The organism is Pseudomonas sp. Pseusp49, assembly GCF_059491875.1.
In genome coordinates this window covers 451468-475483 of record NZ_CP168514.1, presented here as the reverse complement: position 1 = coordinate 475483, position 24016 = coordinate 451468, and the positions used below count along the sequence as shown (strand labels likewise).

Annotated in this window: 16 protein-coding genes and 2 tRNA genes; 4 read left to right on the top strand and 14 right to left on the bottom strand. The window is 60.7% G+C overall.

Annotation, left to right across the window (positions count from 1 at the left end):
• Positions 1 to 51 precede the first annotated feature (51 nt).
• The 9 genes from ACEN83_RS01970 to rnr form a co-directional block, all read right to left on the bottom strand.
• Complete coding sequence (locus ACEN83_RS01970; RefSeq protein ID WP_495579355.1) at positions 52 to 3324, bottom strand: transglutaminase family protein; 3273 nt, start codon at positions 3322 to 3324, stop codon at positions 52 to 54.
• A gap of 363 nt (positions 3325 to 3687) precedes the next feature.
• Complete coding sequence (locus ACEN83_RS01965; RefSeq protein WP_218476037.1) at positions 3688 to 5991, bottom strand: YgiQ family radical SAM protein; 2304 nt, start codon at positions 5989 to 5991, stop codon at positions 3688 to 3690.
• A 162-nt stretch (positions 5992 to 6153) separates the two neighbouring features.
• Complete coding sequence (gene dnaB / locus ACEN83_RS01960; RefSeq protein ID WP_007973277.1) at positions 6154 to 7551, bottom strand: replicative DNA helicase; 1398 nt, start codon at positions 7549 to 7551, stop codon at positions 6154 to 6156.
• A gap of 134 nt (positions 7552 to 7685) precedes the next feature.
• Positions 7686 to 8132: a 50S ribosomal protein L9 gene (gene rplI, locus ACEN83_RS01955; protein WP_007973276.1), complete on the bottom strand. Its 447-nt coding sequence runs from the start codon at positions 8130 to 8132 to the stop codon at positions 7686 to 7688.
• A 19-nt stretch (positions 8133 to 8151) separates the two neighbouring features.
• Positions 8152 to 9045, bottom strand: coding sequence for a YybS family protein (locus ACEN83_RS01950; RefSeq protein WP_046039838.1), 894 nt, complete (start codon positions 9043 to 9045; stop codon positions 8152 to 8154).
• Between the two features lie 36 nt (positions 9046 to 9081).
• Positions 9082 to 9312 (bottom strand): 30S ribosomal protein S18, encoded by a 231-nt coding sequence (gene rpsR / locus ACEN83_RS01945; protein ID WP_002551829.1) that lies wholly within the window; start codon positions 9310 to 9312, stop codon positions 9082 to 9084.
• A gap of 28 nt (positions 9313 to 9340) precedes the next feature.
• Positions 9341 to 9763: a 30S ribosomal protein S6 gene (gene rpsF / locus ACEN83_RS01940; protein ID WP_007973274.1), complete on the bottom strand. Its 423-nt coding sequence runs from the start codon at positions 9761 to 9763 to the stop codon at positions 9341 to 9343.
• Between the two features lie 305 nt (positions 9764 to 10068).
• The gene (gene rlmB, locus ACEN83_RS01935) at positions 10069 to 10836 is read right to left on the bottom strand and encodes a 23S rRNA (guanosine(2251)-2'-O)-methyltransferase RlmB (protein ID WP_007973273.1); all 768 of its coding nucleotides are present in this window, start codon (positions 10834 to 10836) and stop codon (positions 10069 to 10071) included.
• Positions 10833 to 13469: a ribonuclease R gene (gene rnr / locus ACEN83_RS01930; protein ID WP_495579354.1), complete on the bottom strand. Its 2637-nt coding sequence runs from the start codon at positions 13467 to 13469 to the stop codon at positions 10833 to 10835. The genes rlmB and rnr overlap by 4 nt, the downstream gene beginning before the upstream one ends.
• Positions 13470 to 13693: 224 nt before the next feature.
• Between rnr and ACEN83_RS01925 the strand changes: the two genes are divergently transcribed.
• The 4 genes from ACEN83_RS01925 (at position 13694) to ACEN83_RS01910 (ending at position 16879) form a co-directional block, all read left to right on the top strand.
• Positions 13694 to 13780: transfer RNA gene (locus ACEN83_RS01925), tRNA-Leu, on the top strand.
• Between the two features lie 168 nt (positions 13781 to 13948).
• A tRNA-Leu gene (locus tag ACEN83_RS01920) sits at positions 13949 to 14035 on the top strand.
• Between the two features lie 277 nt (positions 14036 to 14312).
• Positions 14313 to 15323: an iron ABC transporter substrate-binding protein gene (locus tag ACEN83_RS01915; protein ID WP_495579353.1), complete on the top strand. Its 1011-nt coding sequence runs from the start codon at positions 14313 to 14315 to the stop codon at positions 15321 to 15323.
• Positions 15323 to 16879, top strand: coding sequence for an ABC transporter permease (locus tag ACEN83_RS01910; RefSeq protein WP_495579352.1), 1557 nt, complete (start codon positions 15323 to 15325; stop codon positions 16877 to 16879). The genes ACEN83_RS01915 and ACEN83_RS01910 overlap by 1 nt, the downstream gene beginning before the upstream one ends.
• An 88-nt stretch (positions 16880 to 16967) precedes the next feature.
• Here the strand turns inward: ACEN83_RS01910 and ACEN83_RS01905 are convergent, their stop codons facing one another.
• The 5 genes from ACEN83_RS01905 to hflK all read right to left on the bottom strand — a co-directional run bounded on the left by ACEN83_RS01905 (position 16968) and on the right by hflK (position 23930).
• Positions 16968 to 18902 carry a methyl-accepting chemotaxis protein gene (locus ACEN83_RS01905; RefSeq protein ID WP_104451558.1) on the bottom strand — a complete coding sequence of 645 codons (1935 nt, stop codon included), beginning with the start codon at positions 18900 to 18902 and terminating at the stop codon, positions 16968 to 16970.
• 138 nt (positions 18903 to 19040) lie between these two features.
• Entirely contained in the window at positions 19041 to 20330 is a 1290-nt protein-coding gene (locus ACEN83_RS01900) for an adenylosuccinate synthase (RefSeq protein WP_007973267.1), read from the bottom strand.
• A gap of 54 nt (positions 20331 to 20384) precedes the next feature.
• Positions 20385 to 21572 (bottom strand): ATP phosphoribosyltransferase regulatory subunit, encoded by a 1188-nt coding sequence (locus ACEN83_RS01895; RefSeq protein WP_007973265.1) that lies wholly within the window; start codon positions 21570 to 21572, stop codon positions 20385 to 20387.
• 313 nt (positions 21573 to 21885) lie between these two features.
• The gene (hflC, locus tag ACEN83_RS01890) at positions 21886 to 22755 is read right to left on the bottom strand and encodes a protease modulator HflC (RefSeq protein WP_007973264.1); all 870 of its coding nucleotides are present in this window, start codon (positions 22753 to 22755) and stop codon (positions 21886 to 21888) included.
• Positions 22755 to 23930, bottom strand: a complete 1176-nt coding sequence (gene hflK, locus ACEN83_RS01885) for an FtsH protease activity modulator HflK (protein WP_102698659.1) — start codon at positions 23928 to 23930, stop codon at positions 22755 to 22757. The genes hflC and hflK overlap by 1 nt, the downstream gene beginning before the upstream one ends.
• Positions 23931 to 24016: the final 86 nt, after the last annotated feature.

The window sequence follows — 24016 nt, the reverse complement described above, 5'->3', positions numbered from 1 at the left end:
CGCAGGCTCGTGACGCCCGGATATACGAAAAATCCGAGCGTCGCGGACGGTTTAGAAACGTCGCAAATCGAGCGTCATCGGTAGCTCATCGTTAATGTCCAGCTGGGGTACAGGCAGTTTCCCCGGCGTGTGCCCGATGCGGAAGAAGCGCGCCATCCGCCGGCTCTCGGCCTCGTTGGCATTGACCGGCAAGCTGTCGTAATTGCGCCCGCCCGGGTGGGCGACGTGGTACTGGCAGCCGCCCAGCGAACGCTGCATCCAGGTATCGAGCAGGTCAAATACCAGCGGCGCGTGGACCGGGATGGTCGGCTGCAGGCAGTTGGCCGGTTGCCAGGCACGAAAACGCACACCCGCGACGAACTCGCCGACCCGCCCCGTGGGTTGCAATGGCACCGGGACGCCATTGCAGGTCAACAGGTAACGCTGGGGCGGCAAGCCGCTGAGCTTGACCTGCAAACGCTCCAGCGACGAATCCACGTAACGCACCGTGCCGCCCATGGCGCCCTCTTCGCCCAGCACGTGCCAGGGCTCGAGCGCCTGGCGCAGTTCCAGGGCAATACCACTGACGGCGTAATCGCCCACCTTGGGAAAACGGAACTCCAGATGCGCGGCGAACCATTCGGCCCGCACCGGATAGCCGGCGGCGTTGAGGTCGACAATGACATCGGCAAAATCCTGCTCGATAAAGTGCGGCAACAGGAAGCGATCGTGCAGCTCCGTGCCCCACCGCGCCAGCTTCGGCGGTGCATAGGGCTCGCGCCAGAACCGCGCGACCAGCGCCCGCAGCAACAATTGTTGCGCCAGGCTCATGCGCGCGTGGGGTGGCATCTCGAACGCACGCAGCTCCAGCAATCCGAGGCGCCCGGTGGCACCGTCCGGCGAATAGAGTTTGTCGATGCAGAACTCGGCGCGGTGGGTGTTGCCGGTCACATCGATCAGCAGATTGCGCAGCAGCCGATCCACCAACCATGGCGGACACTCCTCACCCGGTGAGGGCATTTGCGCAAAAGCGATTTCCAGTTCGTACAAGGCATCGTTGCGTGCTTCGTCGACGCGGGGCGCCTGGGACGTCGGGCCGATGAACAATCCGGAAAACAGGTAGGACAAGGACGGGTGGTTGTGCCAGTAGCTGATCAGGCTGCGCAGCAGATCCGGGCGACGCAGAAACGGCGAGTCCCCCGGGGTCGCGCCACCCAGCACGAAATGGTTACCGCCGCCCGTACCGGTGTGTCGGCCGTCAATCATGAATTTCTCGGTGGTCAGGCGAGTCTGGCGCGCTTCTTCATAGAGGAACTCGGTGCGCTCGACCAATTCATCCCAGGTCGCGGACGGCTGCACGTTGACCTCGATCACCCCCGGGTCCGGGGTGATGCGGAAGTTGCTCAGGCGCGGATCGTTCGGCGGCTCATAGCCCTCCAGCAATACCGGGCACATCAGTTCTTCAGCGGTGGCTTCGATGGCAGCGACCAGTTCAAGGTAGTCCTCGACCCGTTCCAGCGGCGGCATGAACAGGTACAACCGGCCTTCCCGCGCCTCGGCACAGAAGGCCGTGCGGGTCAGCCAGTCGGCGGACTCGTCGATTTTGGGCGCGCGCTCTTCTGTGACGGCTGCGCCCTGGCTCTGAAGCTGGCCGCTGTCAGGCAGCGGCGGGAACACCTGATTCGGGTCTTGCGCATGAATGAATGGATATTCCGCCGCTTTCACCCAGGGTTGCGACCCCAGCGGCAAGCGATAGCCCAGCGGCGAGTCCCCCGGCACCAGTCGGCAGTGCTCGTCGCGCAGATACCAGCGACCGCTCTGCCACTGATCGCCCTTGGCGGTGCGCGCCAGCGGAAGGACCTGGCCAATCACCTTGTCCAACCCCTGGTTGAACACTTTGCGCAGACGCGCCCGCTCCAGCGGTTCCTCCAGACGCGAATCTTCGGCGCTGACGTTTTGCGGCAGCATCCCTTCGCGCCAGAGGTAATAGAAGTTGTCTTCGTAGGCTGGAAAAACGAAGCGTGTCGGAATGTTCAGGCGTTCGGCGACACTCGCCAGAAAACGTCCGGCCAGCGCGCCATCGGCACCGTAGTCTTGTTGTTCGTCGGCAATCAGCGCGCTGTTGCGCCAGATCGGCACACCGTCGCGGCGCCAATAACAATTGAGCGACCAGCGCGGCAGTTGCTCGCCGGGGTACCACTTGCCCTGCCCGAAATGCACCAGTCCATTGGGCGCGTAGTGTTTACGCATGCGCTGGAACAATTCGGCGGACAACCGCCGCTTATCCGGCCCCAGTGCCGCGGTATTCCACTCGGCGCCGTCGGGGTCATCGATGGACACAAAGGTCGGGTCGCCGCCCATGGTCAGGCGCACATCGCCTTCCAGCAAGTCGGCATCGATCTGTCGGCCCAGGGCTTGAATCGCCAGCCACTGGTCGTCGGTGTAGGGCTTGGTGACCCGCGACGCTTCCCAAATCCGCTCCACGGACATTTCGTGGCTGAATTCGCACTCGCAGGGTTCCACCAGGCCACTGATCGGCGCCGCAGAAGAAGGATCGGGACTACAGGCCAACGGAATATGTCCTTCGCCGGCAAACAGCCCGGAGGTAGCGTCCAGGCCGATCCAGCCGGCACCGGGCAAGTACACCTCGCACCAGGCGTGCAGGTCGGTGAAATCCACTTCGGTGCCCGACGGGCCGTCGAGACTTTTCACGTCGGCGGTGAGCTGAATCAGGTAACCCGACACAAAGCGCGCCGCCAGTCCGAGGTTGCGCAGCAGTTGCACCAACAACCATGCCGAGTCGCGGCAGGAACCGGAGGCGTGTTCGAGGGTGTGTTCCGGCGTCTGCACGCCGGGCTCCATGCGAATCAGGTAGTCGATGTCTTCGCTCAGGCGTTGGTTGAGGGCGACGAGGAAGTCCACGGCGGGCAATGGTGTGCGGTCGATGCCGTCCAGATAGGCCTTGAACTTCGGCGTCAGGGGCAGGGTTTCCAGGTACGGCGCCAGTTCCTTGCGCTCATCTGCGGCATAGGTGAAGGGGATCTTTTCCGCGTAGGGTTCGAGGAAGAAGTCGAACGGATTGAAGATCGCCATTTCTGCCAGCAGATCGACCTCAATCCGCAGTTCTTCGGTTTTCTCCGGGAACACCAGCCGCGCCAAGTAATTGCCCTGAGGGTCCTGCTGCCAGTTGATGAAGTGCTGCTCGGGCGAGACTTTCAGCGCATAAGACAGAATCCGCGTGCGGCTATGGGCGGCGGGACGCAGGCGAACAATCTGCGGACCCAGCTCGACAGCGCGGTCATAGCGGTAATGCGTGACATGGTGCAATGCGACATGAATCGACACGGCGTGCCTCCTGCGAGCCTTGAGCGTATTGGAAAGCGCGCAAGACTTATGCCATCGCGCATTGCTGGCGCTTTCTTCGATTACTGGAGGCAGTACAGCACCAAAACCGGGCGAGGCAGGAAATTGATTGAAGGCGATTGCACGTATATGTGGCAGCCAGCTACGAAGTCGTCGCCTGAGCCGGCCTCTTCGCGGGCAAGCCCGCTCCCACAGGTTTAGAGGCGTTCGCAAAATTTGTATTCAACTCGGACACTGTGGGAGCGGGCTTGCCCGCGAAGAGGCCAGCAGCCCTCGCATACCTTTCAAGCCCGGAATGCAAAACGCCAACCCGAAGGTTGGCGTTCTGTTCAGCGCAGGCGCGGCTTAGCGTGGTACGACGGGTTTGCGAGCCGGCTTCGGCCCCTTGCCCTTGGCCGCGTCCTTGCGTTCCTTGGCCGCCTGCTGGTTGCGGGCGAACGCCGCCGCCTTGGCCTGTTCGCGCTTGTCCCACGGGTTGCCGCCATCGCTGGCGCGCGGTGGCAGGCCAGTGTGCTGGGTGAGGATCTTGGTGGTTTTTTCCTTGGCCACCTTATGGCTGCCAGCTGGCGTCGAGTTCTTGCGACGGGCGCTCTGGTAGCTGTCGGTCGACGGCTGGTGCAAAGGAATCAACTGGTTCTTGCCCGGCCCGATCAGGTCGGCGCGGCCCATGCGGGTCAGTGCTTCACGCAGCATCGGCCAGCCTTTCGGGTCGTGATAACGCAAGAACGCCTTGTGCAGACGACGCTGCTCTTCGCTCTTGACGATGGTCACCGCGTCACTCTTGTAGGTGACCTTGCGCAGCGGGTTCTTGCCCGAGTGGTACATCGCGGTGGCGGTGGCCATCGGCGACGGGTAGAACGCCTGCACCTGGTCGGCACGGAAACCGTTGCCCTTGAGCCACAGGGCCAGGTTCATCATGTCTTCATCGGTGGTGCCCGGGTGGGCGGCGATGAAGTACGGAATCAGGTACTGCTCCTTGCCCGCTTCCTTGGAGTACTTCTCGAACATGCGCTTGAACTTGTCATAGCTGCCAATGCCCGGTTTCATCATCTGGTTGAGCGGACCTTCCTCGGTGTGTTCCGGGGCGATCTTCAGGTAACCACCGACGTGGTGGGTCACCAGCTCTTTAACGTATTCCGGCGACTCGACCGCGAGGTCATAACGCAGGCCGGAAGCGATCAGGATCTTCTTCACACCCGGCAATTCACGGGCACTGCGATACAGCTTGATCAGCGCCGAGTGGTCGGTGTTCAGGTTCGGGCAAATACCCGGGAACACGCAGGATGGCTTGCGGCACGCGGATTCGATTTCCGGGCTCTTGCAGGCGATGCGGTACATGTTCGCGGTCGGGCCGCCTAGGTCGGAGATCACGCCGGTAAAACCCGGGACCTTGTCACGAATCTCTTCGATTTCGCGAATGATCGACTCGTGGGAACGGTTCTGGATGATCCGCCCTTCGTGCTCGGTGATCGAGCAGAAGGTGCAGCCGCCGAAGCAGCCACGCATGATGTTGACCGAGAAACGGATCATGTCGTAGGCCGGGATTTTCTCCTTGCCATACGCCGGGTGCGGAATGCGGGCGTAAGGCATGCCGAACACGTAGTCCATTTCTTCGGTGGTCATCGGAATCGGTGGCGGGTTGAACCAGACGTCGACTTCGCCGTGCTTCTGGACCAAGGCGCGGGCGTTGCCCGGGTTGGTTTCCAGGTGCAGCACACGGTTGGCGTGGGCGTAGAGCACCGCGTCGTTGCGGACCTTTTCCACCGACGGCAGACGGATCACAGTCTTGTCGCGGGTCATGCGCGGGCTGGCGAGGATCTGCACGACTTTAGCTTCTTGCGGATCCTCAACCGGACCTTTTTCCTGCTCGATAGCGCAGGCCTGGGTGTCCTGGGTGTTCACATACGGGTTGATGATCTTGTCGATCTTGCCCGGACGGTCGATGCGCGTGGAATCGACTTCGTACCAGCCTTGCGGCGTATCACGACGGATGAACGCGGTCCCGCGCACGTCGGTGATGTCTTCGATCTTGTGACCGTAGGACAGACGCTGGGCGACCTCGACGATCGCGCGCTCGGCGTTGCCGTAGAGCAGGATGTCGGCGCTGGCGTCGATCAGGATCGAGTTGCGCACGCGGTCCTGCCAGTAGTCGTAATGCGCGATGCGCCGCAGCGACGCTTCGATGCCGCCGAGCACGATCGGCACGTGCTTGTAGGCTTCCTTGCAGCGCTGGCTGTAGACCAGGCTCGCGCGGTCCGGACGCTTGCCCGCCAGGCCACCCGGCGTGTAGGCATCGTCGGAACGGATTTTCTTGTCCGCGGTGTAGCGGTTGATCATCGAGTCCATGTTGCCGGCCGCGACACCGAAGAACAGGTTCGGCTCGCCGAGCTTCATGAAGTCGTCTTTGGACTGCCAGTTCGGCTGGGCAATGATCCCGACGCGGAAGCCCTGGGACTCCAGCAGCCGGCCGATGATCGCCATGCCGAACGACGGGTGATCGACATAGGCATCACCGGTGACGATGATGATGTCGCAGGAATCCCAGCCGAGCTGATCCATCTCCTCCCTGCTCATGGGCAGGAACGGCGCTGGCCCGAAACATTCGGCCCAGTACTTGGGATAGTCAAATAACGGCTTGGCTGCTTGCATGTCGATAACCGGTGTTGGCTTTCATTGAATTTCGCGGGCGCGGAATATAGCACAAATTTTGACCAATTCCGACGGCTGTGGTCGGAAATTGGTGGGAGCTACTCTAGCGTGGCCCCCCTAGCAACACACAACCCTTGTGGCGAGGGGGCCCTGCGTCAACAGTTACTCGTCGTCGTCGAAGTTGTAGCTACCCGGCGCCAGGTTCTCGAATCGGGTGTACTTACCGATAAAGGCCAGGCGGATAAAGCCGATCGGCCCGTTCCGCTGCTTGCCGATGATGATTTCGGCGATGCCCTTGTGCTCGGTTTCCGGGTGATACACCTCGTCGCGATACACGAACATGATCACGTCGGCGTCCTGCTCGATCGCTCCGGATTCCCGCAAGTCGGAGTTCACCGGGCGCTTGTTCGGCCGTTGTTCCAGGGAACGGTTGAGCTGCGAGAGCGCCACCACCGGGCAGTTGAATTCCTTGGCCAGGGCTTTCAGGGATCGGGAGATCTCGGAAATCTCGTTGGTCCGGTTGTCACCGCTGGAACCCGGGATCTGCATCAGTTGCAGGTAGTCGATCATGATCAGGCCGACATCGCCGTGTTCGCGCACCAGACGGCGGGTCCGGGCGCGCATTTCCGACGGGCTGATGCCCGCGGTATCGTCGATGAACAGCTTGCGGTCGTTGAGCAGGTTGACCGCCGAGGTCAGGCGCGGCCAGTCGTCGTCTTCCAGCTGACCGGAACGCACCTTGGTCTGGTCGATGCGGCCGAGGGAAGACAGCATACGCATGATCAGCGATTCACCTGGCATCTCGAGGGAGTACACCAGGACAGCCTTCTCGCTGCGCAGCACGGCGTTTTCCACCAGGTTCATCGCAAAGGTGGTTTTACCCATGGACGGACGGCCGGCGACGATGATCAGGTCGGCCGGTTGCAGGCCGCTGGTTTTCTCGTCGAGGTCGGTGTAGCCGGTGGACAGGCCGGTGATGGCGTTGTCGGTGTTGAACAGGGTGTCGATGCGGTCGATGGCTTTGGTCAGCAACTCGTTCACACCCACCGGGCCGCCGGTTTTTGGCCGGGCCTCGGCGATCTGGAAGATCTGCCGCTCAGCTTCATCGAGGATTTCTTCTGCCGTGCGCCCTTCAGGGTTGAAGGCGCTATCGGCGATTTCGGTGCTGATGCCGATTAATTGACGCAGGGTCGCGCGCTGGCGAACGATCTGCGCATAGGCCTTGATGTTGGCGACGGACGGTGTGTTTTTCGCCAGCTCGCCGAGGTATCCGAGACCACCGACTTGCGAGGTCTGACCTTCCTTGTCCAATTGCTCGGCAAGGGTCACGACGTCGATCGGCGAGTTCTGATCGGCCAGTTTGGCGATCGCACGGAAAATCAGGCGGTGGTCATGTCGATAGAAATCGCCGTCGGAGACTTGATCGAGCACGCGCTCCCAGGCGTTGTTGTCCAGCATCAGACCACCGAGCACGGCCTGTTCGGCCTCGATGGAATGCGGCGGCACCTTCAGCGCGGCGGTTTGCAGGTCGTATTGCTCGGGAGCTAAGATTTCGTTCATGGCCACTTGGTTTTTTTTTGGAAAACAGGAATGTAAAAACTGGGATGCCAGAAAGACAAAGGGCACGACCTGTAAACAGGATCGTGCCCGATGTTACCGGCAAGCACCCGAGGGTGCCAGCCGACAAGTGCTGCTTAAGCTGCTACCACGACAACGCGTACGGTGGCTTCAACTTCGGCGTGCAGGTGCACGGCTACGTCGAATTCGCCTACGTTGCGGATGGTGCCGTTCGGCAGACGAACTTCGCTCTTCTGCACTTCAACGCCGGAGGCGGTCAGTGCGTCAGCGATGTCGTGAGTACCGATCGAACCGAACAGCTTGCCTTCGTCGCCAGCGGTGGCAGTGATGGTCACTTCCAGCTCGGCCAGTTGGGCAGCGCGGCTTTCAGCCGATGCTTTGCGATCTGCTGCAGCTTTTTCCAGCTCAGCACGACGCTCTTCGAACGCAGCCAGGTTGGCTGGGGTCGCAGCGGTAGCTTTGCCGTAAGGCAGCAGGTAGTTACGACCGTAACCAGCCTTAACGTTCACTTTGTCACCCAGGTTGCCCAGGTTGGTGACTTTTTCCAGAAGGATCAGTTGCATGTGAAAATCCTCTTAACTTTTAACCTTCACCGTTCGCGTTATCGGCATCTTTCGGCGCCGAACGACCGCGAAAATCAATCAGGCTGTCGACGATGGCCAGGACCACCAGCAACGGATAGATCAGTTGCATGAACAGCAACAGCGTCACGTACAACCCCACCAGCCAGAACCTGGCCAGTCGCTTCTGCGCCACCAGCCCGTGAATCAGGGCCAGCCCGGCGAACACCAGCGGTACACTGCACAACGGCGTCAACATGGCCATCTGTGAACCGAGATTCGGCCCCAGAAGCATGCACGCCAGCAGCAACATCGCCGGCAACAGCGGGAAGCGGATGGCGCGAAACTCGCGACCAAAACCGCCCGGGTTGTACAACAACGCCTGCCAGTAGCGCCCGACAAGCAGGCTCAGCAAGCTGACGATTTGCAACAATGCCGCAATCAGGCCGGTCAGGACCGGTGCAATCAGGGACGCGAAACGCGCTTGTTCGTCTACCGACAACTTCTGGTAGACATCGCCGAGTAGCGACGGCATGACTTTGATCAAAGCCTGCGCCAGCATCTCGATCTGGGGAGCAAAAGCTGTCCCCAACACCACTGAAAACACCACTCCCATCGCTATGCTGACCAGCAGCACGCGGTTCCAGGACTCGCTTGCGCGCAAAACCAACGCAAGGCTCGCAGACCCCAGCAGCACCAGAAGTGCCCGTGGGTCGTCGGAGTAAAGCCACCAGGCCAATGCCGGCAGCAGTCCCAGAGCAAGAACGCCCAGGGCGTCCCTCAATCCGCGCCGCAGGAGCACAAGGCATCCGGCGGCAGCACCCAACCAATACAACAACGGCAATGCCGCGCATCCAGCCACTACCAGAGTGGCCTGCATACGGCCGCGCATGATGAACTCAGCTATGGCCCGCATGCATTCAATCCTTTGCTACGTGTCGACTGCCCGGTCTCAGCGGCCGTGGCTGTCGGTGTAGGCCAGCAGGGCCAGGAAGCGGGCGCGCTTGATAGCGGTGGCCAGCTGACGCTGATAACGAGCTTTGGTACCGGTGATGCGGCTTGGAACAATTTTGCCGGTCTCGGATACGTAGGCTTTCAGAGTGTTGAGATCTTTGTAATCGATCTCTTTCACGTCTTCAGCGGTGAAGCGGCAGAATTTACGACGACGGAAGAAACGTGCCATTTGATAGGCTCCTTAAAAGGTCCGTGGATTACTCGTCAGCGTTATCGCTGTTGTCGCTGTCATCACTGTCAGCGCTTTCAACGCCTTCGTGCTCAGGACGGTCGCGACGCTCACGGCGCTCACTGCGGTTTTCTTCAGCCTTGAGCATCTCGGACTGGCCGGTAACGGCTTCGTCGCGACGGATGACCAGGTTACGGATCACTGCATCGTTGTAGCGGAAGTTGTCTTCCAGCTCGGCCAGGGCCTTGCCAGTGCACTCAACGTTCAGCATCACGTAGTGAGCCTTGTGAACATTGTTGATTGCGTAGGCCAGTTGACGACGGCCCCAATCTTCCAGACGGTGGATTTTGCCGCCGTCTTCTTCGATCAGCTTGGTGTAACGCTCAACCATGCCGCCGACTTGCTCGCTTTGATCCGGGTGGACCAAAAAGATGATTTCGTAATGACGCATGAATGCTCCTTACGGGTTGTAGCCTGCCGCTCAAAAGCGGTCAGACAAGGAGTGAATGACACTTATGGACTTGCGGACGCTAGACACGTTGGTGCCTGCCATCACAGCAAGGGGCGCAATTGTAGAGAAGGGATGAGGGAGGCGCAAGGCAATTGGTGATTATTTGAACAGCCACACATTCATGCCACACCACAAAACACTGTGGGAGCGGGCTTGCTCGCGAATGCGGTACGACATTCAACATCTTTGCTGAATGTTACTCCGCTTTCGCGAGCAAGCCCGCTCCCACAGGGACTGCAACTGGATCAGGACTTCTTGGCAGCAGCCTTGGCTTTGACGCTGCGCTGGCGCTGCGCTTCGAACAGGCAAACGCCTGTCGCCACGGAAACGTTGAGGCTGCTGACGCTACCGGCCATCGGCAGGTTCACCAGATAATCGCAATGCTCGCGGGTCAGGCGGCGCATGCCCTTGCCTTCGGCGCCCATGATGAGGATGGTCGGGCCGGTGAGATCCTGATCATACAGACTGACCTCAGCCTCGCCGGCCGTACCGACAACCCACAAGCCACGCTGCTGGAGTTTTTCCAGGGTGCGTGCCAGGTTGGTCACGGCAACCAGCGGAATCACTTCGGCGGCACCGCAGGCGATTTTCCGTACGACCGGGGTCAGGGTCGCCGACTTGTCCTTCGGCACGATCACTGCCAGCGCGCCCGCCGCATCGGCGGAGCGCAGGCAGGCGCCGAGGTTGTGCGGATCGGTCACGCCGTCGAGCACCAGCAACAACGGCGCGCCGTCGGTGCGATCGAGCAGTTCGTCGAGCATTGCCTCGCCCCAGACCTGGCTCGGACTCACGTCCGCGACCACGCCCTGGTGCACGCCCTCAACCCAGGCGTCCATTTCGCGGCGCTCGGCCTGGCCGACCTGGACCCGGTTTTCGTTGGCCAGCTCAATCAGCGTCTGGACCCGAGGATCATTGCGGCCTTCAGCCAGCCAGATCTGCTTGACGCGTTTCGGGTGGTGACGCAACAACGCTTCTACGGCATGGACGCCGTAGATCTTTTCCAACTGACTCATGGCTTGGCCTTAGGTTTACGCGCCCCGCCACTCTTGGCTGGAGCCGAGCCCGCTTTTGGCGGGCCTTTACGATGTTTGCTCGGTTTGGCTGGCTTGCCGCCGACGGCCTTGTCAGGCGCCGACCGGCTGGTCTTTCCCCCAGACGCCGCTTTACCGCCGCTTTTCGCACCGGCCAGCAACGCCTGTTTCATTTCACGACTTTTGCGCACTTCGGCGTTTTTCGCCGCGGCATCGCTCGGGCGATAGGCTTCCACAGCCTTTTCCTTGGCAGGACGGCGACCGGTTTTCGCCGGGGCCGGTTCTGCGACTGTTTTTGTAGAGAGGGCTGCAGGTGCTGCCGCTTCCGTACCGCGCTTTTTACGGCCAATCGGCGCGCTGATGGTTTTTTCAGCCATCTCGAAGTCGATCTTGCGCTCGTCGAGGTCGACGCGCATGACTCGCACTTCCACGGTGTCGCCCAGGCGGAAACTGCGACCGGTACGCTCACCGGCCAGGCGGTGGTGCACAGGATCGAAGTGGTAGTAATCGCCCGGCAGCGCGGTGACATGCACCAAGCCTTCGACGTAGATATCGGTCAGCTCGACGAACAGACCAAAACCGGTCACGGCGGTGATCACACCCGGGAACGATTCGCCCACGCGATCTTTCATGAACTCGCACTTGAGCCAGTTCACCACGTCGCGGGTCGCTTCGTCGGCACGGCGCTCGCTCATCGAGCACTGCTCGCCGAGTTGCTCCAGGGCCGCTTCGTCGTACGGATAGATGCGCGCCTTCGGAATGGTCATCGCACCGGCACGGCGAACGTGCGGGGTGTCTTGCTTGGAGTGGATCACGCTGCGGATTGCGCGGTGCGTGAGCAAATCCGGGTAGCGGCGGATCGGCGAGGTGAAGTGGGTATAGGCTTCGTAATTCAGGCCGAAGTGGCCCTGGTTATCGGCGCTGTACACCGCCTGGCTCAACGAACGCAGCATGACGGTCTGGATCAGGTGGAAATCCGGACGATCCTTGATACCAGCCAGCAATGCCTGGTAATCCTTCGGCGACGGACCGTCCTTGCCTTTGTGCAGGGACAGGCCGAGCTCGCCGAGGAAAGCGCGCAGTTTTTCCAGACGCTCCGGTGGCGGACCATCGTGAACACGGTACAACGCAGGAATTTCGTGCTTTTTCAGGAATTCGGCAGTGGCCACGTTGGCCGCCAGCATGCATTCCTCGATCAGCTTGTGTGCATCGTTGCGCACGGTCGGACGGATTTCGGCGATTTTGCGCTCGGAACCGAAGATGATCCGGGTTTCCTGGGTCTCGAAATCGATCGCGCCACGAACGTGACGGGCCGCCAGCAACACCTTGTAAAGCGAGTACAGCTGCTTGAGGTGCGGCACGACGTCGGTGTATTCGCCACGCAGTTTGCGCGCCTCGGTGGCTTTCGGCGTTTCGAGCATGGCGCTGACTTTGTTGTAGGTCAGGCGCGCATGGGAGTGGATCACCGCTTCGTAGAAGCAGTAGTCGGTCATTTCGCCGGATTTGGAGATGGTCATCTCGCAAACCATGGCCAGACGATCGACTTGCGGGTTCAGCGAGCACAGGCCGTTGGACAGCTGCTCGGGCAGCATCGGGATCACGCGCTCGGGGAAGTACACCGAGTTGCCGCGAACCTGGGCTTCGGCATCCAGCGCCGAACCAAGCTTCACGTAGCTGGATACGTCGGCAATCGCCACGTACAGCTTCCAGCCGCCCGAAAACAGACGCAGCTTGCCCGGACGGGCTTCGCAATAGACCGCATCGTCGAAGTCGCGGGCATCTTCGCCGTCGATGGTGACGAACGGCAGATGACGCAGGTCGATGCGCTTCTCTTTGTCTTTCTCTTCGACCTCCGGCTTGAGCTTGCCGGCTTCCTTGAGCACGGCGTCAGGCCAGACGTGAGGGATGTCATAGGTACGCAGGGCGACGTCGATTTCCATGCCCGGCGCCATGTAGTTGCCCACGACTTCAACCACGTCGCCTTGCGGCTGGAAGCGTGGCGTCGGCCAGTGAGTGATCTTCACTTCGACGAACTGACCGATCTGCGCGTTGGCATTACGGCCCGGCGTCACCAGCACTTCCTGCTGGATCTTCGGGTTATCCGCGACGACGAAACCGATACCGCCCTCTTCGAAGTAGCGACCGACGATGCTTTCGTGAGCACGGGATACCACTTCGACGATCATGCCTTCGCGGCGACCACGACGATCCAGACCGGAAACACGCGCCAGGGCACGGTCACCGTCGAACACCAGACGCATCTGCGCCGGGCTCATGAACAGATCGTCACTGCCGTCGTCCGGCACCAGGAAGCCGAAGCCGTCGCGGTGACCGCTGATGCGGCCCAGGATCAGGTCAAGCTTGTCCACCGGCGCATAAGTGCCGCGTCGGGTATAGATGAGTTGAGCATCGCGCTCCATGGCGCGCAGGCGGCGGCGCAGGGCTTCGATCTGGTCTTCTGTGGTCAGACCAAACTCTTCGACCAGTTGCTCGCGGTTAGCAGGCGAACCACGATCAGCAAGATGCTGAAGGATCAGTTCGCGGCTAGGAATAGGGTTTTCATATTTTTCCGCTTCACGAGCGGCCTCGGGATCGAGGGACTGCCAATCGGCCATTAGAGAGTTTTCACCTTGTCTATATGCGGGTTAGTTTGGCATAGGCGTAATGAAACGGGAAATTTCAGGCTAAGACGACCCATCTAAAGCCCTGTATCGACACCGCAAAGCTGTTTTGAAGACCGCTGGCGAAATTTTCCAGGTTTTTTTGATGCCGGGGGTTTACAGTTAAAAAGACGCTCCGTATAGTGCGCGCCATCGACGACGGAGACGTTGCCGATACTGCCCAGATGGTGAAATTGGTAGACACGCCAGCTTCAGGTGCTGGTGACCGCAAGGTCGTGGAAGTTCGAGTCTTCTTCTGGGCACCAATTTCGAGCTTGAGATTAGATCAATTTCAAGGCTCACACAAAAACCCGCGAAAGCGGGTTTTTGCATTCTGGAACACTGGTTTATTAATTTTTAAAATCAGGGGTTTACAGATCAAAATGCTCTCCGTATAGTGCGCCACATCAACAGCGGCAACGCTGAAGATGAATGCCCAGATGGTGAAATTGGTAGACACGCCAGCTTCAGGTGCTGGTGACCTTACGGTCGTGGAAGTTCGAGTCTTCTTCTGGGCACCAATTCAAATTCAAGGTTACGGCCTTGAATTTCACAAAAACCCGCGAAAGCGGGTTTTTGCGTTTCTGGCATTCGAAAATATCCGCATGACCGGTGTAGGAGCTGCCGAAGGCTGCGATCTTTTGATCTTGGTCTTTAAAATCAAAAGCAAAAGATCGCAGCCTTCGGCAGCTCCTACAGGATTGTGTGTCGCTCCGGTAAACCCGAGGCGCATTTGAGAAACAATATCGTTTATCATTGTTGCAAGTTTTTGCAATGCGACAGTGAGGAACCCTGCGAATGATGTTTCGAAATACCCTGCGCCGCGGCTTGACCATCACCCTGCTCGGTCTGGCTCTCGCCACTCCCCTCACCCAAGCCGCCGACCCGGTTTCCCTGACGCTCTACAACGGCCAACACAAAGAAGTCGGCGAGGCGGTCGCCAAAGCCTTCGAAGCCAAGACCGGGATCCACGTCAACGTACGTAAAGGCAGCAGCAACCAGCTCGCCAGCCAGGTCGTCGAAGAGGGCGATCGCTCCCCTGCCGACGTGATCTACACCGAAGAATCGCCGCCACTGAACAAACTTGGCGAACAAGGTCTGCTGGCCAAGGCGGATGACGCCACGCTGGCGGTTCTGCCCAAGGAATACGTCGCCAGCAATGGCACCTGGATTGGCGTGACTGCCCGAGTGCGCGTCGTCGCCTACAACCCCAAGCTGATTGATGAAAAAGACCTGCCGACCTCGGTGATGGACTTCTCCGATCCAAAATGGCAAGGCAAGGTCGGCTTCGTGCCCACCAGCGGCGCCTTCCAGGAACAAGCCGTCGCCATCATCAAAGTGCACGGCATGGACGCCGCCGAAGAATGGCTGACCGGGCTGCGCGCATTCGGCAAGACCTACAGCAACAACATGGTCGCGCTCAAGGCCGTGGAAAATGGCGAAGTGGCCACCGTGCTGGTCAACAACTACTACTGGTTCGCCTTGCAGCGTGAAAAAGGCCAGCTCGATTCGAAACTGCACTACTTCACCGGCGGCGACGTCGGCGGGCTGATCACCGTGTCCAGCGCAGCCGTCCTGAAATCCAGCAAACACCCCAAAGAAGCACAACAATTGCTCGCCTACATGGCCAGCGAGGAAGGCCAGCGCGTGATCACCCAGACCACCGCCGAATACCCGCTGCACAAAGGCATGGAGTCTGATCGCGGGCTCAAGCCATTCAGCGAGCTGCAAGCACCGAAAGTCACGCCAGCCGACCTGGGCAACGCCGAAGAAGCCCTGGATCTGGAACGTGATGTTGGCCTGAACTGATGAGCGCATCGCTTTCCGCGCATGGCGGGTACATGCCACGGCGCAAGCGGCCGTCGATCTGGCTGGTCCTGCCGGTTTTGCTACTGGTGGTGCTCAGCCTGCTGCCGCTGGCCTATGTCGGACTCAAGGCCTGGCAAGCAGGCTGGGCCGAGGCGCTGCATTTGCTGTGGCGCCCCTATGTGTTCGGACTGCTCCGCAATACCCTGGCGCTGATGATCGGCGTGACGCTGGCCTGCGGCGTGATTGGCCTGTCGCTGGCGTGGCTGCTGGAGCGCAGCAGTCTGCCGGGGCGACGACTGTGGGGCGTGATCCTCTGCCTGCCCTTCGCCGTGCCGGCGTTTGTCAGCAGTTTCACCTGGGTTTCATTGAGCGCTCATTTCGAGGGACTCGGCGGGGCGATTCTGGTGATGACGCTCTCTAAATACCCGCTGATTTTCCTGCCGGTGGCGGCGACCCTGCGCAACCTCGACCCATCCCTGGAAGAGTCGGCGCGCACCCTGGGACAGAACCGCTGGGGCGTGTTCTTCAAGGTCACCCTGCCCCTGCTCTGGCCGTCGCTGCTCGCCGGTTCCTTGCTGATTGCCCTGCACATGCTGGTGGAGTTCGGCGCGCTGTCGATCATCGGCCTGCAAACCTTCACCACGGCGATCTACCAGCAGTTCGAATTGGAGTTCAGCAATGCCAACGCGGCGATGCTCTCCGCCGTACTGCTGATGCTGTGCCTGGTGCTGTTGTGGCTGGAGCTGCGCGTGCGCGGCAAGGGTCGACACGTACGCACTGGTCAGGGTGCGGCACGACGCGCGGAACAGGTTCACCTGGGACGCTGGGCTGTGGCAGGACAGCTTTATTGCCTGCTGCTGGCAATCGTCGGCAGCGGGATTCCGCTGGGGATGCTGGCTTACTGGCTGGCAGTCGGATCATCGGCAGCATTTCCAATGGCAGCCATCGGCGAAGCATTGCTGTCATCCCTCGCGCTGTCGCTGGGTGGCGCTGCGTTTTGCCTGGTGCTGGCGGTGCCGGTCGGTCTGCTGGTCGTGCGCTACAAGGGCCAACTGGCGATCTGGGCCGAGCGCTTGCCGTATCTGCTGCACGCCCTGCCGGGACTGGTCATTGCCCTGACCCTGGTGTATTTCGCCCTGCACTACGTACCGATGCTTTACCAGACTTCGGCATTGCTGCTGATCGCGTACGCCCTGCTGTTTCTGCCGCTGGCCCAGGCGCCGATCCGCACCGCCCTGAACAAGGCGGCACCGCAGCTTGAAGAAGCGGCACGCACGCTGGGCGCCTCGTCTTTCAGCGCTTTCTGCCAAGTGACACTGCCGATCATTTTCCCGGCACTGGGCGCGGCGTTTGCCCTGGTGTTCCTGGATGCGATGAAGGAGCTGACGGCGACCTTGCTGCTGAGTCCGACGGGGCTCAATACATTGGCAACGGAAGTCTGGGCACACACCGCGAATGTGGAATTTGCCGCGGCGGCGCCTTATGCGGCGTTGTTGATCGTGGTATCGGGGTTGCCGGTTTATCTACTGACGACGCGGATGTATTTGAGCCGCTGACAAAGCAAAAGATCGCGGCCTGCGGCAGCTCCTACATGGAAATATGCGTTTTCCTGTAGGAGCTGCCGCAGGCTGCGATCTTTTGATCTTAAGCCCTGAACTGCCCCAGGCTCGCCTTCAACTGCGCCGCCAACCCATCCAGCACCTTGCCGCTGGCCGTGGTCTCCACCACCGCCTGAGCCGCTTTCTCGGCCTGGGCATGAATGGTCTCGACCCGACCACGCACCGCCTGCGCCCCCTGCGCCTGATGCGCCGCGGCCTGGGTCGCCAGACCGATCGCTGCATGCACCTGCTCGACCGACGCCTGCACCGACTGCTGCAACCGTGCACTGTCACGCAGCACCACCAAACCTTCGTTGGCCTGGCGTCCGGCCTGACCGATTGCCGCGACCGCCTCGCGCGCGCCCTGCTGCAACGCCACGATGTGCGCCTGGATATCGCCGGTGGAGCTCTGCGTCTTGCTCGCCAGCGCCCGCACCTCATCTGCCACCACCGCAAACCCGCGCCCGGTCTCGCCGGCACGCGCCGCCTCAATCGCCGCGTTCAGCGCCAGCAGGTTGGTCTGTTCGGCGATGCCGTGAATCACCGTCAGCACCACCTCAATCTGTTCGCTTTGCTGCGCCAGACGCTCAATCACCTGAGCGCCGGTATTGACCTGCCCCGCCAGCTCCTCGATCAGGCTGCCGACTTTCGCCGAGGTCCGGGTGTTTTCATCGGTGGCCTGACGAATCTCCACCACCTGCTTCAGCGCCGCCTGCATGGCGTGGCTTTCCGACTGCGCCTCATCCGCCATTTGCGACAGGGCACGCAAACTCTCCGCCACTTCGTCGCGCTGCATGCCAGCCGCTGCGTCCGCACCCGCGTTGCGCAGGGTCATGGCACCAATCTCGACGCCGGTCCGCTGAGCCACATCGCCCGCCTCGCGCACGATCGGCTGCAACTTATCCACAAAGCGATTGACCGCCGAGGCCATGTCGCCGATTTCGTCCTTGCTGTTGATCTGCACACGCTTGGTCAGGTCGCCCTCGCCCGCTGCCAGGTCATCCATGGCAACGATCAGCATTTTCAGGCGATTGACCACTCGACGACCGAGCACCACCGCCAGCAACAGCAGGACACCAAAGCCCACGACTGCCAGACACACGCCGATACGCCAGCGCAATGTTGCAGCCGCTTCCTGTACGGTGCTGGTGGTGTTGGCTTTCATTTCAGCCGCTGTGGACTGCGCCGACTGCAGACGCGCGCGCATCGCCGTTGCGCTGTCGGCAGCGGCGCCTTTGAGGCTGTCACCGACCAGTTGATCGCTGCTGGCGATCAAGGCCGAGAAACGCTTGTCGAGGGCTGCGAGATCCGTCTCCACCGACGCAGTCGAGACCCCCATCAGGACCTTGCCGATTTCCACGCCATTGGGGTTGATCGAGGCCTCGATGTAGAAGACCGAAGGATCGTTCTTCGCTGCATCCAGCACCTTGTCGAGCGCCCGCTCGCCCTGGCCTTTTTCCAGCAGCGCCTTGTTGATCGGGTTTTCTCGATTAAGGTAGCGCGTCAGGTGCTGACCGGTAGCGTCGTCATACACCACGAACAGCACATTGGGATTGCGCTGGGCCCGGCGGGCGAATTCGGACAGCGTCGGAACGTCGTTGTCCCACATGGCGCGGGGCGCGACCGAAGCCAGAAGCTGCGCCATATCGTTGGCGGAGTCCTTCAGGTCCTTTTCCAGGGTCGAACGCAGTTGCGCCTGCTCTTCCTCAAGACGCGAGGACAAACCGGCCGTGAGGCGCTGACGTGTACTGGTAGAAAGGCTGTCCAGACTGGACGTGACTTCACGCCCGGCTTGCTCGAGCTCGGCGGAAAGTTTTTGACTGTCCGCGCCCAGGCGTGTGCCGAGATCGGCTTCGAGCGCGGTCACCGTGCTCCGGGTCAGAGCAACAGCCACCAGCACCTGCACCAAAAGGGCGATACCCAGGGTAACGAACACAGGCCGCAACAAACGGCTTTGTAACAGTGAGAGAACGGCCGACACTGTGAATCCCTCTACTTGGACGCCATTAATTTGATGGCATTCTTTTGAAGATATTTACAGCAAAGGTCATGCCGTCCTACAGGCAAATACGACAAAGGCCCCGATTAAGGAGCCTTTGTGTTTTACATCAACGACTTATCAAGCAAACGGATGACGCAGAACGATGGTTTCGTTGCGGTCCGGGCCCGTCGAAATAATGTCGATCGGTGCGCCGATCAGCTCTTCAACGCGCTTGATGTAGGCACGGGCGTTAGCTGGCAGCTCTTCCAGGGTCTTGGCACCCACGGTCGACTCGGTCCAGCCCGGCACTTCTTCGTACACAGGCTGCAGGCCCACGTAGCTGTCGGCATCAGTCGGGGCAACGGCCTTGCCTTCTGCGTCTTTGTAGCCGACGCAGATGTTGATGGTTTCCAGACCGTCGAGCACGTCCAGCTTGGTCAGGCAGATGCCCGAGATGCTGTTCACATCGATAGCGCGACGCAGGATAACAGCGTCGAACCAGCCACAACGACGAGCACGGCCGGTAGTCGCGCCGAACTCGTGACCTTGTTTGGCCAGGTGCGCACCGACTTCGTCGAACAGCTCCGTCGGGAATGGACCCGAACCTACACGCGTGGTGTACGCCTTGGTGATGCCCAGGATGTAGTCCAGGAACATAGGGCCGACACCCGAACCGGTAGCAACGCCGCCAGCGGTGGTGTTGGAGCTGGTCACGTACGGGTAGGTACCGTGGTCGATGTCCAGCAGGGAGCCTTGGGCGCCTTCGAACATGATGTCTTTGCCAGCGCGACGCAGGTCGTGCAGCTCGGCCGTCACGTCCAGCATCAGCGGCTTGAGCAGCTCAGCGTATTCCTTGCACTCGGCCAGGGTCTTGTCGAAGTCGATGGCCGGCTCTTTGTAGTAACCCACCAGCATGAAGTTGTGGTAATCCACCAGTTCACGCAGCTTGTCTTCAAAGCGCGGCATGTTGAGCAGGTCGCCCACACGCAGGCCACGACGTGCAACCTTGTCTTCGTAGGCCGGGCCGATGCCGCGACCGGTGGTACCGATCTTCAGCTCGCCACGGGCCTTTTCACGGGCCTGGTCCAGCGCAACGTGGAAGGACAGGATCAGCGGGCAGGACGGGCTGATACGCAGGCGCTCGCGCACCGGCACACCTTTTTCTTCCAGCTTGGTGATCTCGCGCAGCAGGGCGTCAGGTGCAACCACCACGCCGTTGCCGATCAGGCACTGTACGCCTTCGCGCAGCACGCCCGACGGGATCAGGTGCAAGACGGTTTTTTCGCCATCGATCACCAGAGTGTGACCCGCGTTGTGGCCACCCTGGTAGCGCACTACGGCGGCAGCATGTTCGGTCAGCAGATCAACGATCTTGCCTTTGCCCTCATCACCCCATTGGGTGCCCAGGACTACGACATTCTTACCCATAACACTTGTCCTCATTCGCGCAAACTTGGTGCCGGCGGCAGCCGGCGGGAAAACTCAAGAAGCCAGTGGCGATACTTGCCAAAGCCCGTTCTGCTGAATCAATTGCCGGTCGCAGTCCGCTTCACGGGCGGCGGCCAAAGGTTGTCCAGGCAAAGCCTGAACGACACGCTGACCCTCACTGCGCAACTGGCAAACCTGCTGCCAGAGTGCCGCATCCGTACTGTCAGGCATCCAGATACCGCCAGACGGTAGCTCGATCTCAGCACGCCCCAGGGTCACCAGGGTTTTCAAATCGGTGGAAAAGCCGGTCGCCGGACGGGCACGACCGAAGTCGGCGCCGATGTCGTCGTAACGACCGCCCTGGGCAATGGACTGGCCAACACCCGGCACGAACACGGCGAACACCACACCGGTGTGGTAGTGGTAGCCACGCAGTTCGCCCAGGTCGAAATACAGCGGCAGCTCAGGGAAACGCACGGACAACCGCTCGGCAATTGCCAGCAAGTCGTCCAGCGCCGCCAGAACCGGGGCAGGCGCCTTGGCCAGACGCTCGCGGGCCGCAGCCAGCACTTCACGACCGCCACACAGGTCGACCAACGCCCGCAGCATGCCCGACAGATCGGCAGGCAAGCCTTCGGTCAAGGTAATGACCTCGTCGATGGCCTTGCGTTGCAAGGCATCGAACAACTGCTGCTCGACTTCACCGGACAAACCGGCTGCGCGGGCCAGGCCGCGATAGATGCCGACATGACCGAGGTCCATGTGCACATCCGGCACATCGGCCAGTTGCAGCATGGCCAGCATCAGGCTGATGACTTCGACGTCGCTGCTCGGGCTGCCGTCGCCGTACAACTCGGCACCCAGTTGAATCGGGCTGCGCGAGGACGACAAGGCACGCGGCTGAGCATGCAGCACGCTGCCGGCATAGCACAGGCGGCTCGGGCCTTCACGACGCAGGGTATGCGCATCGATGCGCGCCACTTGCGGCGTGATGTCGGCACGGAAACCCATCTGGCGGCCCGATTGCGGGTCGATGACCTTGAAGGTGCGCAGATCCAGGTCCTGGCCCGCGCCGGTCAGCAGGGATTCCAGGTACTCGATATGGGGAGTCACGACAAACTCGTAACCCCAGCTCTGGAACAGATCCAACACCTGACGACGCGCGACTTCAATACGCGCAGCTTCCGGTGGCAGTACTTCTTCGATGCCATCTGGCAGAAGCCAGCGGTCTACCGTTGCCATTACGCCTTCCCCTATCTCCGGGCGACCAGCCTGTCGGCGAGCCTTGAGTGAAGCAGAAAATGATCGGCTTGCGCACAAACCACGCGCATGAGCGACGGAGCGAAAAGCCCTTCTACCGGCTTCGCCAACCACTTTCCTCGAAAAACTGTCGAGCCAATCGGCCCGGCATCTGCTTTAAAACAGCAATCAAACATGCAGACGCAAAAAAGCCGGGAATTTCCCGGCTGCCGCATCATACACACGTTTTCCCAAAGGATCACCCCGCCAGAGGTTTTAGCCGCCCGGCGGGGGGATAATTCAGGTCAACGCCGTATCAAGGCTTGGCTTTTTCCAGGTAGTGGAAGAAGTCGCTGCTTGGGTCGAGGACCATGACGTCGGATTTGTTCGCGAAGCTTTCACGGTAGGCACGCAGGCTACGGTAGAACGCGTAGAACTCCTGATCCTGGCCGTAGGCCTTGGAGTAGATCGCAGCGGCCTGGGCATCGCCGTCACCGCGAACCTCTTCGGATTCACGATAGGCTTCAGCCAGCAGCACGCGGCGTTGACGATCGGCGTCGGCACGGATGCCTTCGGCCAGCTCGTTACCCTTGGCGCGGTGCTCGCGAGCTTCACGCTCACGCTCGGTGCTCATGCGTTCGAACACGCTGCGGTTCACTTCTTTCGGCAGGTCGATGGTCTTGACCCGGACATCGACCACTTCGATGCCCAGTTCTTTTTCAGCCATCTTGTTCAGCGAAGCCGTAATGTCCGCCATCAACGCATCGCGCTCACCGGAGACCACTTCGTGCAAGGTGCGCTTACCGAACTGGTCACGCAGGCCCGATTCGAGACGACGGGACAGACGCTCGTCGGCGATCTGCTTGAGGCCGGAAGTCGCGGTGTAGTAACGCTCTGCGTCCTTCACGCGCCACTTGGCGTAGGCATCGACCATCACGGCTTTCTTTTCCAGCGTCAGGAAGCGTTGTGTCGGTGCATCCAGCGTCATCAGGCGTGCGTCGAATTTACGCACCTGGTTAACGTAAGGCACTTTCACATGCAGGCCTGGCTGAACATCGGTCTGGACCACGCGACCGAACTGCAGCAACACCGCACGCTCGGTCTGAGCCACGATGTAGAAGCAGTTCCAGGCAGCGATCGCCACGACGACGCCGACAATAAGGGCGATCAGCGATTTATTGCTCATCAGCGACTCTCCCTGGTACGTGCTTGCTGTTGCTGCAGATCAGCTGCCGCACGCGCATTCGCTTCATTGCTGGTGGCTGCCGCACTGGTCACCGGAGTGCTGGTGTTGCGACCACTTTCGACCATCTTGTCCAGCGGCAGGTACAACAGGTTGCTCTGGCCATTCTTGTTGCCGGTCACGAGTACCTTGCTGGTGTTGCTGAAGACTTCCTGCATGGTGTCCAGGTACAGACGCTGGCGGGTAACTTCAGGCGCCTTGCGGTACTCGGCGACCAGCTTGGTGAAGCGATCGGCCTCACCCTTGGCGCGCGAGACGGTCTCGTCACGGTAACCATTGGCATCCTCGAGGATGCGCTGGGCCTGACCACGGGCTTCCGGCACGACGCCGTTGGCATAGGTTTCGGCCTGGTTGCGCGAACGCTGCTCGTCTTCCCGGGCACGGATCACGTCATCGAAGGCTTCCTGGACTTCGCGCGGTGCCGCTGCGCTCTGAACGTTGACCTGGGTAACGGTGATACCGGTGCGATAGGTGTCCATGAAGCGTTGCAGACGCTCCTTGATTTCGCTGGCCATCAACTCACGACCTTCGGTCAGTACCTGGTCCATTGCGGTGGAACCCACCACATGGCGCAAGGCGCTGTCGGTCGCGTGCTGCAGGCTGATTTCCGGCTGATCGACGCTCAGCACGAAGTCCTGCAGGTTGCTGATCTTGTACTGCACGGTCAGCGGCACTTCGACGATGTTCTCGTCTTCGGTCAGCATCTGGCCCTGCTTGGTGTAGGCACGCTCACGCGTGACGTTTTCCATGTACTTCTTGTCGATCGGCGGGAAATAGATATTCAGGCCCGGACCCACGGTTTCGTAGTACTTGCCGAAGCGCAGCACCACGGCTTGCTCCTGCTCGTCGACGACATAAACCGCGCTGTACAGCCAAACGGCGGCCAACACGACCAGGCCGATGCCGAGAAGGCCGCCAAAGCCGCCACTCTTGCCCGGACCACCGCCGTCGTCGCCACCACGTTTCTTACCACCACCGAACAAACCGTTCAGGCTTTCCTGCAGCTTTCGGAAGGCCTCGTCGAGATCCGGTGGCCCCTTGCGGTCGCCGTTGTTACGACGCTTGCCACCCCAAGGATCCTGATTATTCGAGTTGCCACCCGGCTCATTCCAAGCCATAGCGCTCTCCATCTGATAAAGCAAAGACGCACCCACGGCGCGCCGACCAATGCTACAGAATGCCTGTCACCACGGCACAACCGCTT